The sequence below is a fragment of the Membranihabitans marinus genome (assembly GCF_019802045.1).
GTDB lineage: Bacteria > Bacteroidota > Bacteroidia > Chitinophagales > Saprospiraceae > Membranihabitans > Membranihabitans marinus_A.
Genome location: NZ_JAHVHU010000007.1, coordinates 183,824 through 199,604, shown reverse-complemented (window position 1 = coordinate 199,604; position 15,781 = coordinate 183,824). Strand labels below are relative to the sequence as shown.

The following is a 15,781-nucleotide window of genomic DNA, read 5'->3' as shown; positions in this document are numbered from 1 at the left end:
ATTTTGAGGAGTAGATGATGAATCTGGAGGTGTAAACAGGATTGATCGTATAAATTATTAAATGTTTTAATTCAAATCAGATCCTATGAAACGACGTGAAGCTATGAAGAAAGTCGCCACGATAATGGGTGCCAGCCTCAGTGCATCAACCTTGTTGGTTTTTCAGCAAAGTTGTCAATCGGATCCACATCCGGAACCTGGTAAATTTTCGCAAAATGATTCAGATACACTCAATGCTATCGGTGAGGTTATTCTACCAGAGACAGATACACCGGGTGCAGCTGCAGCCAACACTGGACCCTTTGTAGTGATGATGTTGGAGGATTGTTATCCCAAAGAAGCGCGGGAAAAAGTAACCTCTTTTTTGGCTGAGATCGGGTCGGACTTCGATGATAAATCTTCAGCGGATCAGATTCAGGCGATCAAAGATATAGATGCAATGGTATATGGTGAAGCCAGTGAAGAAGACAAGAAAAAGCATGAAGGATATAAAATCATCAAAGAACTTACTTTGTTTGGTTACTTTACTTCTGAGCCTGGGATGACAGCGGCCTTAAATTATGTAAAAGTCCCCGGACGCTATGAAGGGTGTATCGATCTGAAGCCGGGACAAAAAGCCTGGGCGTAAAATTAGCTCCATCTAAAATTTAATCTGAAAACAGTGAACGATTATGAATATCAATAATAAAGCACAGCAGGAAAACACCTACGATGCCATCGTGGTTGGTTCTGGGATAAGTGGGGGTTGGGCTGCCAAGGAATTGTGTGAAGAAGGGCTGAAAACCATTCTTTTGGAGCGGGGGCGGAACGTAGAGCACATCAAAGATTACACTACAGCTACAAAGGATCCCTGGGAGTTGCCCCACCGCGGTCGGGATACCTTGGAAGTCAAAGAAAATTATCCCATTCAAAGCCGGTGCTATGCATTTGATGAAGCTACAGAACACTTCTGGGTGAATGATAAAGAAAATCCCTATACAGAGGTTAAGCCTTTTAACTGGCTGCGGGGTTATCACGTTGGCGGAAGATCTCTGATGTGGGGACGTCAGGTTTACCGGCTATCTCCAATGGATTTTGAAGCAAATGCCAAAGATGGACATGGCGTGGACTGGCCGGTTCGTTACGATGATATCAAGGATTGGTATACCTATGTAGAAAAGTTCGCGGGTGTGTCCGGGAGAAAAGAAAACCTTCCTCAGTTGCCAGACAGTCATTTTATACCTCCCATGGACATGACCTGTGTGGAAAAACATGTGGCGGATCGGGTGAAAGAAAAAATGGATGGCCGGGTAATTACCATTGGCCGGGTTGCGAATCTTACACAAAACGTCGAAGGCCGGGGACCATGTCAATACCGGAATCTGTGTGCCCGGGGGTGTCCGTTTGGCGGGTACTTTAGTAGTAATTCAGCAACCCTGCCAGCAGCTCAGCGAACAGGAAACCTAACGCTGCGGCCATTTTCGATCGTTACAGAAATCCTCTATGATAAGGATAAAAAGCGAGCAACCGGTGTGCGAATCCTGGATGCAGAAACCAATGAAACCCAGGAATATTATGCAAATATTGTATTTCTCAATGCCTCAACACTGGGGACCACCTGGATTCTTTTAAATAGCACATCTGATGTTTTTCCCAATGGATTTGGAAATAGTAGTGAACAGGTCGGTCATAATCTGATGGACCACCATTTTGGTGTAGGAGCTTCTGGTCAGATTGATGGATTCGAAGATAAATATTACTATGGACGACGGCCGAATGGTATCTATATACCCCGGTTTCGAAACATCAGTCCGGACTCGATGCGTGACGATTATGTGCGTGGGTTTGGTTATCAGGGCGGTAGCCACCGCGGCCGGGGCATCGGTGGAGCAGCAGGCGTTGGCGCAGAGTTCAAAGCATCAAAAACAGAGCCTGGACAATGGGGTATCGGGATCGGCTCCTGGGGTGAACACCTGCCCTACTATGAAAATAAAGCCACGCTTAATCACGATAAAAAAGATAAATGGGGGCTTCCCACGCTGGATATCGATTGTGAATTTAAAGAAAATGAAATGGCAATGCGAAAAGACATGAAGCAAAGTGCCATTGATATGTTGGAAGCCGCAGGGGCAAAGAATGTTAACGGTTATGATAGCATGCCGCCTCCAGGTCATTGTATTCATGAGATGGGGACGGCTCGCATGGGGCGGGATCCGAAAACATCAGTCCTCAATAAGTGGAATCAAATGCATGAGGCAAAAAATGTCTTTATTACGGATGGCTCTTTTATGCCATCGTCGGCTTGTCAGAATCCATCATTGACCTACATGGCTTTTACGGCACGAGCTTGTGATCATGCGGTGAAGGAACTGAATAAGCAAAACTTGTGATAAGTTTGCGATCTCTATCACTTTGAGCTTTTCAGCTTTCCTCGTTGGTCCATTGGTGGGTGCAGAAAGATCCTTACAGAATCACGTAGTTATTCGTCTTCCACTACCATGAAGAAAACCGAAGAGTCTGGACCTGACCTCAATGTCGTCGACCACCGCCCGGTCTTCCACCACCACGAGATCCTTTCCCTGTGTCTCTGAAATCGTAAATGACAGAAAATAGCAGATATCGGGATAACGTCTTTTGCTGACCGTCTACGATATTGTTGAAGTTGACATACCGGTAAAAATTAATGTTTTGATCCAGGATATCATAAGCGCTCAACCGCAAGGTGATCTTTTTGCTGGCGAGAATCTTTTTATTCAGCGCCGCATGCCATATAAAACTACTTTTACGGAAGCCAGGTGTGGTTTGGGGAATGTACCGGTAGGTGAGATCATTCTGAAATTCCATATTCCATGGTAAGTACAACGTAAAATCTCCGGAAACTCTGTGATTGAAAATATTCACATCCCGGTAATCGACCTTTTCATAGGTGTTGTGATTGTAATCAAGATTGTATTTTGGGGAGAAGTCAATGATGTCGTGGAAATTGTAATTGACAGATAATCCACCTCCTAGCCCCGTATTGTTGGAAATGCCCTCCTGTCCGTTGATAAAGAAGGGGCCGGATCCTATGTTTGCATTGAGATCAAAATCGACACTGATTTTTTGATTCTCCAATTCAAAAGTTCGGTTGATTCCTGATCCTCCCCGAAGATTATAGGAGGGTGCTTTGAAATTGATGGGGCGGGAATAAGTCACTCCGCTTTCGTCGACCCGGGAGGTATTAATAATGTTGTCTCCCCTGTAGTTTCCACTCATATAGAGTCGGTACTTCCATTTTCGTGCATAGGAGAACTTCGAAACATACATACCATGTGAACGCACGGGGGTAAGATTCGGGTTGCCTTCCCGGATATAAAGCGGGTTGGTGTTGTTGGTAATGGGGTGTAGCTGGCTGATGTCTGGCGTATTGTAACTGTACCGATAGAACAACCGCCACCCATCGAGTACTACTCTTAAACGCGGGGTGAAAAAACGATAATTTTCGTTAAAATCAGGAATTTCATCACCGAACTTATTGGTATAATTTAGAATATCATATTCCACGCTTAGATTGACCTGTACTTTGTCCTTTTGGTATCGGATGCCGGTCCCCAGTTCCATCTCCTGTTCATTCCGGCTAAAGTCATTGGAAAGATTATCAATAAGGGACCAATCCGGATCCTGCTGATACTGTTGTCTGGTTTCGATGTTATTAATGCGCGAACTGGGTTCATATTCCGCTTCCAGGTCGATAAACCAATTTTCGGCAATGGGCTCTGTGTAACGTAAGTTGACCTCAAAACTTTGATTGTCTGAATAACTCGTACGCAGCTGATCAAAGTAAACCACGGAATCAATCGCATTTTGAAAATAGGTCCGCTCAAAGTTTGAAAATAAATCGTTGTCGTTTTTGCTTTTTGAAAAAGACGAGCGGAAACTGATATTCCGACCATCATCATTTAATTTTTTGTTGAAATACACCCGCGTATTTAAGCCCAGGTTGGCGGAAGAAGGATCTTCAGTGGTCACAAAATTTTGCAGAATATTGTCCTTATCATTAAAAGCAGAAGTCTCTTCATTGAAGGAAGGCCGCTCTCCGTGTGAATAATTCAGGCCGATATTAAAGTTCAATTGGGTCATCGTATCGATCTCCCACCGCAGACCACCTGTAACATTGTGTCCCTGGTTTTTCGAATTTCCTTCGTTTTGTGAATCGTAAAAAAACACGGAATCGGGTCTGATTGTCTGTTCCTTAAATGTTTTTGATCCAAACTCCAGCGTGTTGTTGGAGTAAAAGTATTGCAGGTTCATTTTCGCGCCGCCAAAAGTGGCATTGGCGTTTGCTCCGCCCAATAAAGAGGTTGGATACCCTGACCCGCCTGCACCAAATTGAATCCCATCGATTCCGCCACCGCCCCAATATCCTCGGCGGTTGGTAACAAAACTTCCCAGGCTCAGCATTTCGTTCATCGAAAGGTTGGTCTGCGACAGATTATTGTAATAACCTACCATACTTAGTTGGAAGGTATCTCGGAACGAATTGACAATTCCTCCTACCTCATACCGGTCTTCGGTTCCGCCTCCGGCATACGCTTTCCCAAAGGCTTTGATTTTGGCATCTTTCTTGAGCTTAAGGTTGATGACCTGATCCACTTCATCGTCGGCCAGAAGCTGCTGAGGATCTTCTTCCCGGTCGTCGGTAATCTGTACTTTGTCGATCATATCGCTCGTGAGGTTTCTCAAGGCAATTCGGGGATCACCCCCGAAAAAATCTTTCCCGTCTACACGAACCTTGGTGACAGCGCGACCATTCGCTGTAATGTTTCCCTGGTTGTCTACCACCACACCCGGTAATTTTTTAATCAAATCTTCAACGGTAGCACCATCCCGCGTGGTAAATGATCCGGCATTGAATTCCAGCGTGTCATTTTTCATCATAATGGGTGGACGTTCCCCGAGGACCAGGATTTCGTCAAGGGTCTGGGAGGTCGAAGTCATTTCTATCGTGCCAAAATCTTTGATAGCGCCGTTTTCGGATAGTTCAAAGTCTTCTTTTACCGGTTCGTACCCCAGGTAAGATATGATAATGCGTAATGTGGTATTGAGTGGCAGTTTTTTAATTAGGAAAGAACCATCATCTTCAGTTAATACGTAATCAATCAATGCAGTGTCCATGGCCGTATATACGGATACCGTAGCGAATGGTAAAGGTGTTTCTTCGTCACCCAGCAATATACCTGTAGTTTCACCATTTTTTTGGGCGAAGGCGGAGATGGTAAAAACAAAGATTAGAATTAGTGAAGTAAAAAATCTGGTCATGGTAAATCGCTTTAATAGCAGAACATTATTTAATTCAGAAACAAGGTGGCCACAGTGGATAAAAAAGAATGACAATTCAATTCCATTCATTTATGTGCTACGATCACAATCCTGGCATTACTTTAATCAAAGGCAATATGGTGTAATTTGTTGTGCTTTCTTAAGTATATTCGGTAAACAACCAATTCTAATAGGTGAACACGTCATTTTACATATAATTCGGAAATTTATGCTGGAAAATGAATGGAATCGGAACATCGCCAAAACTGTTCTCCAAAAGCGGATTCGGATAGATGGAAGAGTGCATCCAAACCTGGACAAATGGGTGCACCTAATGTTAGATTGTATTCAAGATCCTTCCTTCTTTAAGCTTTAAGACCTTGTTTAAAAAGTTGGGTTTGTGGTCTGCTCTGTGGGTTACAAAGATTACGGTTTGAGAAGAGCTAGGTTGGACGGTTTCCAGAAAATGGTTGTTTAATTTGATCTGATGGTGACTGAGATCCTGGTAAGGTTCATCGAGCAGCAGTATTTCACTACTTTTCAGGTAGCTGAGTAGAAGCAATAATTGCCGGCGGTGTGTTTTGGATATTCTGGAATAGGGTGTTCGCCGGTAAGGTGCCAGCCCAAAATGTGTTAAGAACCCGTCGATCAAAAACATCGATGGTTGGATCGTTTTCAGATAGGGGGTTTTTAATTGCTGGTGAACCACGTCCTCCAGCGTTTTAGACGAACGGAAATATTGGAAAAAGTCCGATCCAAAATAAGCGATGCGTGCCTTTTTTTCCCAGATCGATTGCCGACCATATTTTTGTCCGAATAACTGAATGGGTTGACTGTATCCCTGCGGGTTGTCGGCATTAATGAGACTAACCAGCGAACTTTTTCCAGCCCCGTTTGGACCTTGAATATTCCATTTATTCCCTTTCTGCACGTGCCAGTGGATTTCTTTTAAAATCTGTACTTCCCCATATGTGATATTTACACCCTCCATTCGTATTTGGACAGGCCCGGTGGATGCGGATAGAAATTTGGATTGATATTCGTGGTAGGCATCAAACAGTGAAGTTGGGAATTCCGGAATTGCTGTTGATGGTATTCCACCCGATGACCCCATGGAGATATTTTGCACTGCAGGATGCTTAGCCGGAACGTCGGAAGAAAAGATAAGTAGACCAGTATAGTGGATGGGGCCTACGATGCGATCAAATATTTTATGCTGCCATTCCTGGTCGAGACCGTTCAGCAGATCGGGTACGATTAATATTTCCGGTCGGTTTATTAAACCGTAGCAGAGCGAAAACCGTTGCCACTCTCCGGAAGACAATTGCAATAGTGGTTTTTCCCATATTTCCTCCAGTTCAAACCATTTTTTCCACTGGTCCCATTCTAGATCATCAATGGTGACACCCCGGGCTCGCAAACGATGTTGTACGGTTTCTCCCCATTCGTTATAGGATGATTGATACCGTTGTTGGAAAAAGAGTCCTTGGTGCTGGTGTCTTTCGATGTAATGAGCTCTGGATCCCAGTATAGTGATCTTTTCAAAAGATCTACCCGGTGGATTTGAAAGCCTTTTTAAATATTCATGGATGTCATCTAGCAGCTTTGTTTCCTGGATGTGTTCACCATAAATGCAAAATATCCGGTGATTTTTACCTGAAAGTATCGCATCCACTATGTCGTTATGAACCATATCAAGCTTTTTTGAATGGATTGCAACCGACTAATGTACCATGACCGGTCCCCTTCTGTTATTGCCCCCACTCTTCCGAAAATCATAAATCACGGATAGCATAAAATACCGCTTTAATGTCTTTTCTTGAAAAGTGTTTACAGTATTGTATCGGGCATACCGGTAAAAACTAATATTCTGATCGAGGAGATCAAAAGCGGACAGTCGGATGGTCAGCTTCTTACTGGAAAGTACTTTCTTATTAAGTGCAGCATTCCACATGGTTCTGCTGTTTCTGTAACCTGGAGCTGTCACGGGTATGTACTGATAGGTGACGTCATTCTGAAACTCCATGGCCCAGGGGAGGTGAATCGTCAAATTTCCGGACAAGTAATGAGCCGGTGTTTTTATTTCTGGATAGTCGACATTTTCATATGTGGTCTTGCTGAACCCCATGTGGTACCGGGGCGAAAAATCTAATACCTCGTTCAGGTTGTAATTTAAACGTGTGCTTACCCCCATACTTCTCCGACGTGACGTACCTTCCTGCCCGTTGACAGAAAAAGGGTCGGTATTAAAATTCATGTACACATCCAGATCGACGCTGAGCTTTTGATTTTCCATTTCAAAAGTTCGGTTGATGCCCGGGCCCCCATATAGATCCATGGAGCTTCCTTCATAGTTGACCGGTTTGGAAAAGGTCACACCATTCTTGTCAATATAAGTGGTGTTGATGATACTTTCATCGCTAAAACCACCACTGAAGTAAATGCGGTATTTCCATTTGCCCGAGTACTGAAATTTTGATAAATAAAGTCTGTGGTCCCGGGTCGGTGTAAGATCGGGATTGCCTTCACGGATATAGAGTGGGTTCGTATTATCGGTAATGGGATGCAACTGGTTGATGTCGGGTAGATCGTAGTCGTACCGGTAATTGAACCGCCAACCATCCAGAACAATCCTCAGATTTGGACTGAAAAATCGGTAGTTTTCATCAAAGGTGGCGTACTCTTCGCTGAAATAATTGTTGAAATTGAGGTGGTCGTATTTGAGGCTGAAATTGACTTGTACCTTTTTTTTCTGATAACGAATGCCGGCTGAAGCCCCCATTTCGTTTTCTTTTCGTTCGAAGTCATTGGACAGGTTATCTATGACCGTCCAATCCTGGTCTGTCGGATATTGCTGTTGGGTCTTGATGTTATTATTGCGCAGGCCGGATTTGTATTCCGCAGACAAATCGACAAAAGTATTTGAAAGCAGCGGCTCTGTATATTTCAAATTAAAGGAAAAGTTTTGGTTGTTTTCATACCTTGTGCGCAGCTGATCAAAGTAAACGGCGGAATCGATGGCATTTGGGAAATACACCCGTTCAAAATTGGATAGTAGATCATTGTCTTCTTTTCGTGTGGTAAAGGAAGAATTCAGGCCGACATTACGTCCCTCGCTATTGAGTTTTTTGTTAAAATAAAGACGGGTGTTGATATTGATATTGGACGAATGTGGATCCTCTTCAGTAATGAAATTCTGAATGATGTTATCCTTTTCATTGAATGCCGAAGTTTCAGTATTTGTGGAGGGCCGTGTCCCCTTGGCGTAGGTGAGTCCTGCATTGATATTTAGTTGAGTCATGGTATCAATTTCCCAACGAAGGCCACCGGTCACATTGTGGCCCCGGCTGGTTGATTCTCCTTCATTATCAGAGTTGAATATGAATACAGAATCAGGCCGCACCGTGGTCTCTTTGAAGGTCTGATTGCCAAATTCATTTTTATAATTGGAATAAAAATATTGAAGATTGAATTTGGCTCCGCCAAAAGTCGCATTCGCATTGGCTCCTCCGAATAAAGAACGTGGAAGGCCTGCCCGGGATCCCCCCGTCGACAGCCCGTTAATCGTTGGCCCGTTCCCGCCCCAACTTCTATTCGCGCTAAAGCTGCCGAGGCTAAGCATTTCGTGCATGGACAGGTTGGTTTCGGTGAGGTTGTTGTAGTAGCCGACAAAACTTAGCTGCAGGGTGTCATCGAAATTATTTACGATGCCTCCTACTTCAAACCGGTCGTTGGTACCCTTACCTGCGTATGCCTTGCCGAAGGCTTGAATTTTAGCATCTTCTTTTAGTTTCAGGTTCAAAATTTGACTGACCTCATCGTCTGCTTTGAGGTTTTGTGGATCCTCCTCCCGGTCGTCGGTGATCTGTACTTTACTGATCATATCACTGGTTAGATTCCGTAGAGCGACCCGTGGATCACCGCCGAAAAAATCCTTGCCATCTACGCGTACTTTGGTGACGGGTCTTCCATTGGCGGTAATGTTTCCTTCATTGTCTACGATTACCCCAGGTAACTTTTTGACAAGGTCTTCTACGGTGGCTCCGTCTCTTGTGGCGAATGAAGAAGCGTTGAATTCCAGTGTGTCATTGTGCATGACCACCGGAGGACGCTCAGCTTGAACTAATATTTCATCCAGAGTCTGCGAGGTAGCTGTCATTTTGATGGCCCCAAATTCTTTTGTTTTGGTATTATCGGTAAGTTTAAAATCTTCTTTATAGGGCATATAGCCGAGATAAGAAACAATGATTCTCAGCGTGTCGTCAAGAGGAAGTTTTTTGAACTGGAAGGAACCGTCATCTTCGCTGAGTATGTAATCCAGGAGTACCGTATCCACGGCTTTGTAGATCGTGACTGTTGCAAAAGGGAGTGGCTGGTCATTTTCATCGGACAATTGTCCGGTTACACTACCCTGTTTCTGAGTCAAACCGATCTGGCTGGCACTAAAAATTAAAATTAAAATTGGGATTACATGTTTGATCATCCGTTTGTGTTTGAGTATGAAGCGCTTGCAATGATAACGTAAAAATACGTTAATATCGTCTAAAAAAAAAGATGAATGTGTTTATTAACAAAAATTTTTTACATAAAAAGTGACGGGTCGTATGGTTTTTTGAATGAATGAGGTATTGGGTGATTTATCGTTGGGTATTGGTTCTGTTGTGCATGAATAAATTAAGCAGTGTTTTTCATGGATGTATGGGGAAGTCACCCATCTGAACGCTTAACATAAGCTTGGTGATTTAGATAACTGCAGAACGTTTCCAAGTGGGTTCTTTCACAATTGGAGATCAAATAGTACTTTTGTACTTTCGATTTTAATAAACAATGAATTAGCACAATATCATGATCAACATCACTTTCCCTGATGGGACGATAAAATCCTATGAATCCGGCACGACTGGAATGCAAGTAGCTCAATCCATCAGTGAGGGACTGGCTCGAAATGTTTTGTCTGTAGGTGTGAACGGCGTCGTCTGGGATCCGGGTCGTCCCATCGAAGAGGATGCACGGATTGTTCTTTACACCTGGAACGATGATCAGGGGAAGTCGGCATTCTGGCATTCGTCGGCTCATCTGCTGGCGGAAGCGTTGGAAACACTGTACCCGGGCGTGAAATTCGGGATTGGTCCACCGGTTGATCAGGGTTTTTATTATGACGTCGATTTGGGTGATCGACAGTTGGGACCAGAAGACCTGGATAAGATCGAAAAGAAAATGACGGAGCTGGCACGTCAGAAAAACACTTTTGAGCGCCGGGCGGTGAGCAAATCGGAAGCGATTGAGCACTTTACAAAAAAAGGTGACGAGTATAAGTTGGAGTTGATTGACGAGCTCGAAGACGGTGAAATCACTTTCTATACCCAAGGCGAGTTTACAGACCTATGTCGGGGGCCACATATCCCACACACCGGAATCATCAAAGCAATTAAATTGACTAATCTGGCTGGTGCTTATTGGCGGGGTGACGAAAACCGGAAGATGTTAACCCGGATTTATGGAATCACTTTTCCAAAGCAAAAGGAATTGAAGCAGTACCTGGCCATGGTGGAAGAAGCGAAGAAGCGCGATCACCGGAAGCTGGGCGCAGAACTGGAGCTTTTTATGTTTTCTGAAAAGGTCGGGGCGGGTTTACCCATCTGGTTGCCCAAAGGTCAAGCAGTCCGGGAGCGCTTGCAAAAGTTTTTGAAAGATGAGCAGGAAAAACGCGGATATAAAATGGTGGTGACCCCACACATTGGCAAAAAAGAGCTTTATGTGACTTCCGGACATTATGCGAAGTATGGACAGGATAGTTTTCAGCCGATCCAGACCCCTCGTGAGAACGAAGAATTTCTACTGAAGCCTATGAACTGTCCGCATCACTGTGAGATATACAAGCACCGACCGCACTCCTACCGGGAATTGCCGGTTCGGATAGCGGAGTTTGGAACCGTATACCGGTATGAGCAAAGCGGCGAGTTGCACGGACTTTCACGGGTGCGTGGATTTACCCAGGATGATGCGCACATCTTCTGCATGCCCGAGCAGTTAAAGGGGGAATTTCTTGACGTACTGGATCTGACAAAAACTGTGCTCGACAAAATGGGGTTTGAAGATTTTACAGCGCAGATTTCTTTGCGGGATCCGGACACCCCGGAAAAGTACCTGGGGACTTCCGAGACCTGGGACAAAGCTGAACAGGCTATAATCGAAGCCGTCGAAGAATCAGGACTTCGGGCCACAAAGGAGATCGGAGAAGCTGCTTTTTATGGACCGAAGCTGGATTTTATGATCAAGGATGCCATCGGTCGTTCGTGGCAGCTGGGGACCATCCAGGTGGATTACACCCTGCCCGAGCGTTTTGAACTAGAATACATCGGTGCGGACAACAAGCCCCACCAACCGGTAATGATTCACCGGGCGCCCTTTGGGAGTATGGAGCGGTTTATGTCCATCCTGATTGAGCACACCGCCGGTAAGTTCCCGTTGTGGCTGGCTCCGGATCAGTATGTGATCGTGCCGGTGTCTGAACCTTTCAATGACTATGCGTATCAAGTGAAGACACGGCTTGCTCAGGCGGACATCACCGGTGAAGTCGACGACCGGAATGAGACCATTGGCCGCCGGATCCGGGATGCTGAAGTTCAGAAAATTCCGTTGATTCTTATAGTTGGTGAAGATGAAGAAAAGGCCGGATCAGTGTCTGTCCGGATCCAGGGAGATGGCGATAAAGGCACGATGTCGATTGATGAATTTATTGCATTTTTTGAGGTAGAGAAGGAGCGCGGGGTGTAGAGAAAGACCCGCCCCAGGCGGTTGTCTTTCACTTTAAAACGGAAGAACTCATTTTAATCTGTGTGATTTGCGGGAAGCCTTAGTAACAATACCGCGGTAGGCACTTAGAATTCGGCACACTAGATATCTCAATACTGGGGCTACTTGTAAAGTAGTAGAATAAATCAAAATCTGGAACTTGTTTACAGCTATAAGGATTTAGGGTGGTACGAGGGTGGATATAGAAAAAATGCAAAAAAATTCAAAATGGAAACGAAAAAGACTATTTCACTGGACAAGCACTTTGAAGAATTCATTACTAAATCCATAAATAATGGTTCGTATAATTCAGCTGATGAAGTTATTCAGGCCGGATTAGGACTTCTTGAAGAAGAGGAGAATAAAAGGATTGCATTGAGTAATGCTCTGAAAGAAGGGGAGGATAGTGGATTTATTCTGGACTTCAAACCTGAAGTGTTATTGGATGAACTACATAAAAAACATGGGATCAAAATACACCATTAAAACACCTCGATGTAGTATACCCGGGACGTTTTGGTTTGGCCGATAAGATAAGTCAGAGAAAATGGTGAATAGCGAGGCGAAAAACGCAGGCATAGCCGGGGTTCTGGCGAGTATTTTCAACGAAGATAGTCGCTATTTTCTCATTTAGAAATCGGCTAAAATCAAGCGTGTTGGGTATAGCCTTATTGCAAGATATACCGGAAGAAAAATTAGCCAGAGGTCAAGTAGGTACCATCGTGGAAGAACTGGATGATCGCACCTTTGAGGTCGAGTTTGCTGATAAAAAGGGACGTACAATGACCAGTTTGGCATAAATACGGATGAACTGATGTCGTTGAAGTTTGAAGTGGACAAAGTATTTTCATTGAGAACAGAACTATCCGGAACTGTTTTTTAAAAATAGAAGTTATTACTGATATGAAAGTGGATAAAGAAAATATAATTAACACCCTGAAGAAGGAAAAAACGAAGATATCGGATCTTGGCGTCGAAAAAATTGGGCTATTTGGTTCATATGTTCGCGGGGAGGAAGGTGATAATAGCGATATTGATTTATTTATTGTTTTTAACCCGGCGATGGAACATTATGATAACTTGTTCAAGTTGTATGATTTATTTGAAGAAATTTTTTCTCCCCGGAAAATTGATATAGTTACACACAATGGATTGAGTCCGTACATAGGGCCTAAGATTTTACAAGAAGTTGAGTTTGTTAAATAAATGAATTACTTCGGCACATCCTTAATGAATGCAATTATCTTTCAGGTCTTGTGAAAAACGGATTGACCTACGAACAATTGATACAAGATGAAACGCTCAAAAGAGCAGTAGTTAGAAGTCTGGAAATAATCGGAGAGGCAACGAAGAAAATTGAGCCTGAAATAAAACGTTCCAATCCAAAGGTTCAATGGAGAGAAATGGCCGGAATGAGAGATCGACTTATACATAATTATGCGGGAGTTAATTACCGGATTGTATGGGATATCCTGAAAAACAAAATTCCAGCTTTACGAAAAGAGATCAAAAAAATACTCAAAACACTTATCGGCTAAAGCAGTACTCACTGAAACAGCACCTCATCCAAAAACACCCACCCTTTATCTCCTTTGGCGGGATGCCAATTTGGTAAATTCTGCACGGGATGCACCGTTACTTTTATCGCATTTGTTTTGATCTTTTGCTCCAGCGGAACCGTGAAAAAGTACTTTTCATAGCCGATCTCAAAGGCCGGTTGATCCGGCACCGTGGTTCCAATTTTCACCCACTTCCCCTGTTTATTCCTGACTTCCACGTCAATACGGCTGGGAGGGAAGATATATGAATTGGTCTTGGAGAGACCGCTGATGACTACTTTTTCCAGTGTGACGGGGTCATCAAACCGTGTACCAATAACGGCATCCTTTTCTCGATACCCGAGATAGTTCTTGTCTTCATGGGGCTTTTCCCCGGTTTTGAAATTAATCAAGGTAGATGGACCCTGTCCGGCATATCTTGGATTGGGTTCGGTGACGAACCAGATCGAATCCGGAGTATGTTTGCTGCTGTAATACGATCGGTCGATGACCGGACTGCTCAGCCAACCTTTTTTAAAGGCCTGAAAGCGAAATTCCGTGTCACCATCAATGTCCAGTGGTTGTTCATAAAGCGGGGAGGTGAGGCTGTCTGGTGGACTTCCGTCTGTTGTATAGTGGATCTTTACCTGCGGTATCGGATGATTTACGGTGACCGTGGTGGCGGTCTGAAAGAATGGGTCGGCGGGTTTCACTTGTGGTGGATTCAGCGCAATGATTTTATTGCCGAAAGGATTGGATATGCCGACAATCTCTGTCATGGGGTGGTCCTGTCTGAGCGTGACCATCTGGCTGGAGTCTACGCCGGTGTCCCATAGGTAGATCTTTTTTATCGGATTCACTTCGAGCAGATTTTGCACACCCTCCAGGGAAACGCTGGTTTCAGCGAGGTATAGCTTTTGTAAATTTCGAAGATTGTGGAGGACGTTCAGCCCCTTATCCGTAATCGCTGTTCCATTGAGATTGAGTACCTGGAGGTTTTTGAAGTTTTCCAAAACCAGAAGGTCTTCATCTGTCACGGGCATGTACCCGGCATGCAGGTCTACGATTTGTTCTTGAGTTTTAGCTAGCGCCGCAAAATACTCCGGTTGAAAGTGTGAGGCACTTAAAAACCGCGCATACAAAGCCGGCGATTTTTCAGCGATGGGAACGAGCAACCGGTAGTCATCATTGAGTGATCGTATGTCTGCTTCATTCGCGGCATCCATGGTGTATACCGGTTCATCATCGTAATGGTAGGTCTCTTCGATCAGGATCGCCAGGGTGTCCGTGGGTTCCAGTTCATTAAAATGCAGATCAAATAAATTGTCCTTTTTGATCCATTCCCGGATAACCAATACTTCTTCCTGGGTGAGTTGGGGCTTGCCTTTGGGTGGCATGTGGTCGTCGTGATCAATGTCGAGTAACAGGCGCTGTAGAAGCGGGCTTTCCAACCGGTCTTCTGCAATAATTACCGGGCCGCCTTCCCCACCATTGAGAATGGAGGTGCTGTCTTTCAGGATCAGCTCACCTTTTGATTTCGTAGCGTTATGACAGTTCATGCATTTTTGATCCAGGATAGGGTGGATCACATCACGAAATACGACCGCTTCGGCCAGGGGGACCTTTTTAGTTTTTTTCTTTAGGATCGGCTCCGTGAGAAAATCACGTCCATGGGTGATCCCGGCACCGATATGGCTAGTAATGACCAGTACAACCATGGGTATAAAAAGTGCCAATCTCATTTTTCGTCGCTCCATCACCGGCCAATACCAACTGTTCTCCAGGACCATGAGCAGAAAGAGTAAAATCACACCACCCCATTTATGATAGCTGACTTCTTCTCCGGTATAACCACCTTCTATGGATAAAATGAGTCCAAACAGGACCGTGATCGCGCATAAAAAATGGGCCAGAATGATATAATGTCCCATGAATTGCCGGCTATTTTTTTTATCCAGTGATAAAGAAGACAACACCCATGGAATGATCGGCAGCAGAAAGATAAAAACCACCGGGAAGTGCAAAACCATTGGATGTGCCCGTCCAAATACCTGTAAAAGCCTGGGAATTACAATCCAGTCGGCCGCTATCAGGAAAAAGAGGATAAATACATCCAGACCAAAATTGACCATTCCCAGTATCCGCCACAGTTTATTTTTCTGCATTAATTG

Annotated in this window: 11 protein-coding genes; 7 read left to right on the top strand and 4 right to left on the bottom strand. The window is 44.3% G+C overall.

Going from position 1 to position 15,781, the window contains the following annotated elements; translation table 11 throughout:
- The first annotated feature begins 85 nt into the window (after positions 1-85).
- On the top strand, positions 86-628 hold the full coding sequence (locus KUV50_RS08160) for a gluconate 2-dehydrogenase subunit 3 family protein (RefSeq protein WP_222579631.1): 543 nt from the start codon (positions 86-88) through the stop codon (positions 626-628).
- Between the two features lie 43 nt (positions 629-671).
- A complete protein-coding gene (locus tag KUV50_RS08155) occupies positions 672-2,369 on the top strand; it encodes a GMC oxidoreductase (protein ID WP_222579630.1) in 1,698 nt (565 codons plus the stop codon).
- Positions 2,370-2,508: 139 nt separating this feature from the next.
- Here KUV50_RS08155 and KUV50_RS08150 read toward each other — a convergent pair whose 3' ends face one another.
- From KUV50_RS08150 to KUV50_RS08140, 3 genes are all read right to left on the bottom strand, one after another.
- Positions 2,509-5,277 carry an outer membrane beta-barrel protein gene (locus KUV50_RS08150; RefSeq protein ID WP_222579629.1) on the bottom strand — a complete coding sequence of 923 codons (2,769 nt, stop codon included), beginning with the start codon at positions 5,275-5,277 and terminating at the stop codon, positions 2,509-2,511.
- 337 nt (positions 5,278-5,614) lie between these two features.
- Positions 5,615-6,970 carry an ATP-binding cassette domain-containing protein gene (locus KUV50_RS08145; RefSeq protein WP_222579628.1) on the bottom strand — a complete coding sequence of 452 codons (1,356 nt, stop codon included), beginning with the start codon at positions 6,968-6,970 and terminating at the stop codon, positions 5,615-5,617.
- 30 nt (positions 6,971-7,000) lie between these two features.
- Positions 7,001-9,760, bottom strand: coding sequence for a TonB-dependent receptor (locus KUV50_RS08140; protein WP_222579627.1), 2,760 nt, complete (start codon positions 9,758-9,760; stop codon positions 7,001-7,003).
- A 362-nt stretch (positions 9,761-10,122) separates the two neighbouring features.
- Here KUV50_RS08140 and thrS point away from each other — a divergent pair, with 362 nt between their 5' ends.
- The 5 genes from thrS (at position 10,123) to KUV50_RS08115 (ending at position 13,610) form a co-directional block, all read left to right on the top strand.
- A complete protein-coding gene (gene thrS / locus KUV50_RS08135; RefSeq protein ID WP_222579626.1) occupies positions 10,123-12,054 on the top strand; it encodes a threonine--tRNA ligase in 1,932 nt (643 codons plus the stop codon).
- A 246-nt stretch (positions 12,055-12,300) separates the two neighbouring features.
- Complete coding sequence (locus tag KUV50_RS08130; protein WP_222579625.1) at positions 12,301-12,558, top strand: type II toxin-antitoxin system ParD family antitoxin; 258 nt, start codon at positions 12,301-12,303, stop codon at positions 12,556-12,558.
- Between the two features lie 170 nt (positions 12,559-12,728).
- Positions 12,729-12,872 carry a DUF4926 domain-containing protein gene (locus tag KUV50_RS08125; protein WP_222579624.1) on the top strand — a complete coding sequence of 48 codons (144 nt, stop codon included), beginning with the start codon at positions 12,729-12,731 and terminating at the stop codon, positions 12,870-12,872.
- Between the two features lie 103 nt (positions 12,873-12,975).
- Entirely contained in the window at positions 12,976-13,278 is a 303-nt protein-coding gene (locus KUV50_RS08120; RefSeq protein ID WP_222579623.1) for a nucleotidyltransferase family protein, read from the top strand.
- 50 nt (positions 13,279-13,328) lie between these two features.
- A complete protein-coding gene (locus KUV50_RS08115; RefSeq protein ID WP_222579622.1) occupies positions 13,329-13,610 on the top strand; it encodes a DUF86 domain-containing protein in 282 nt (93 codons plus the stop codon).
- 8 nt (positions 13,611-13,618) lie between these two features.
- Here the strand turns inward: KUV50_RS08115 and KUV50_RS08110 are convergent, their stop codons facing one another.
- A complete protein-coding gene (locus KUV50_RS08110; protein WP_222579621.1) occupies positions 13,619-15,775 on the bottom strand; it encodes a chitobiase/beta-hexosaminidase C-terminal domain-containing protein in 2,157 nt (718 codons plus the stop codon).
- Between the last annotated feature and the right edge of the window lie 6 nt (positions 15,776-15,781).

Excerpts from the sequence above, each read along its gene's own strand:
- KUV50_RS08145 (WP_222579628.1), bottom strand. The coding sequence starts at position 6,970 with ATGGTTCATAACGACATAGTGGATGCGATACTTTCAGGTAAAAATCAC.
- KUV50_RS08110 (WP_222579621.1), bottom strand. The coding sequence starts at position 15,775 with ATGCAGAAAAATAAACTGTGGCGGATACTGGGAATGGTCAATTTTGGT.
- KUV50_RS08120 (WP_222579623.1), top strand. The coding sequence starts at position 12,976 with ATGAAAGTGGATAAAGAAAATATAATTAACACCCTGAAGAAGGAAAAA.
- KUV50_RS08160 (WP_222579631.1), top strand. The coding sequence starts at position 86 with ATGAAACGACGTGAAGCTATGAAGAAAGTCGCCACGATAATGGGTGCC.
- KUV50_RS08140 (WP_222579627.1), bottom strand. The coding sequence starts at position 9,760 with ATGATCAAACATGTAATCCCAATTTTAATTTTAATTTTTAGTGCCAGC.
- thrS (WP_222579626.1), top strand. The coding sequence starts at position 10,123 with ATGATCAACATCACTTTCCCTGATGGGACGATAAAATCCTATGAATCC.
- KUV50_RS08130 (WP_222579625.1), top strand. The coding sequence starts at position 12,301 with ATGGAAACGAAAAAGACTATTTCACTGGACAAGCACTTTGAAGAATTC.
- KUV50_RS08150 (WP_222579629.1), bottom strand. The coding sequence starts at position 5,277 with ATGACCAGATTTTTTACTTCACTAATTCTAATCTTTGTTTTTACCATC.
- KUV50_RS08155 (WP_222579630.1), top strand. The coding sequence starts at position 672 with ATGAATATCAATAATAAAGCACAGCAGGAAAACACCTACGATGCCATC.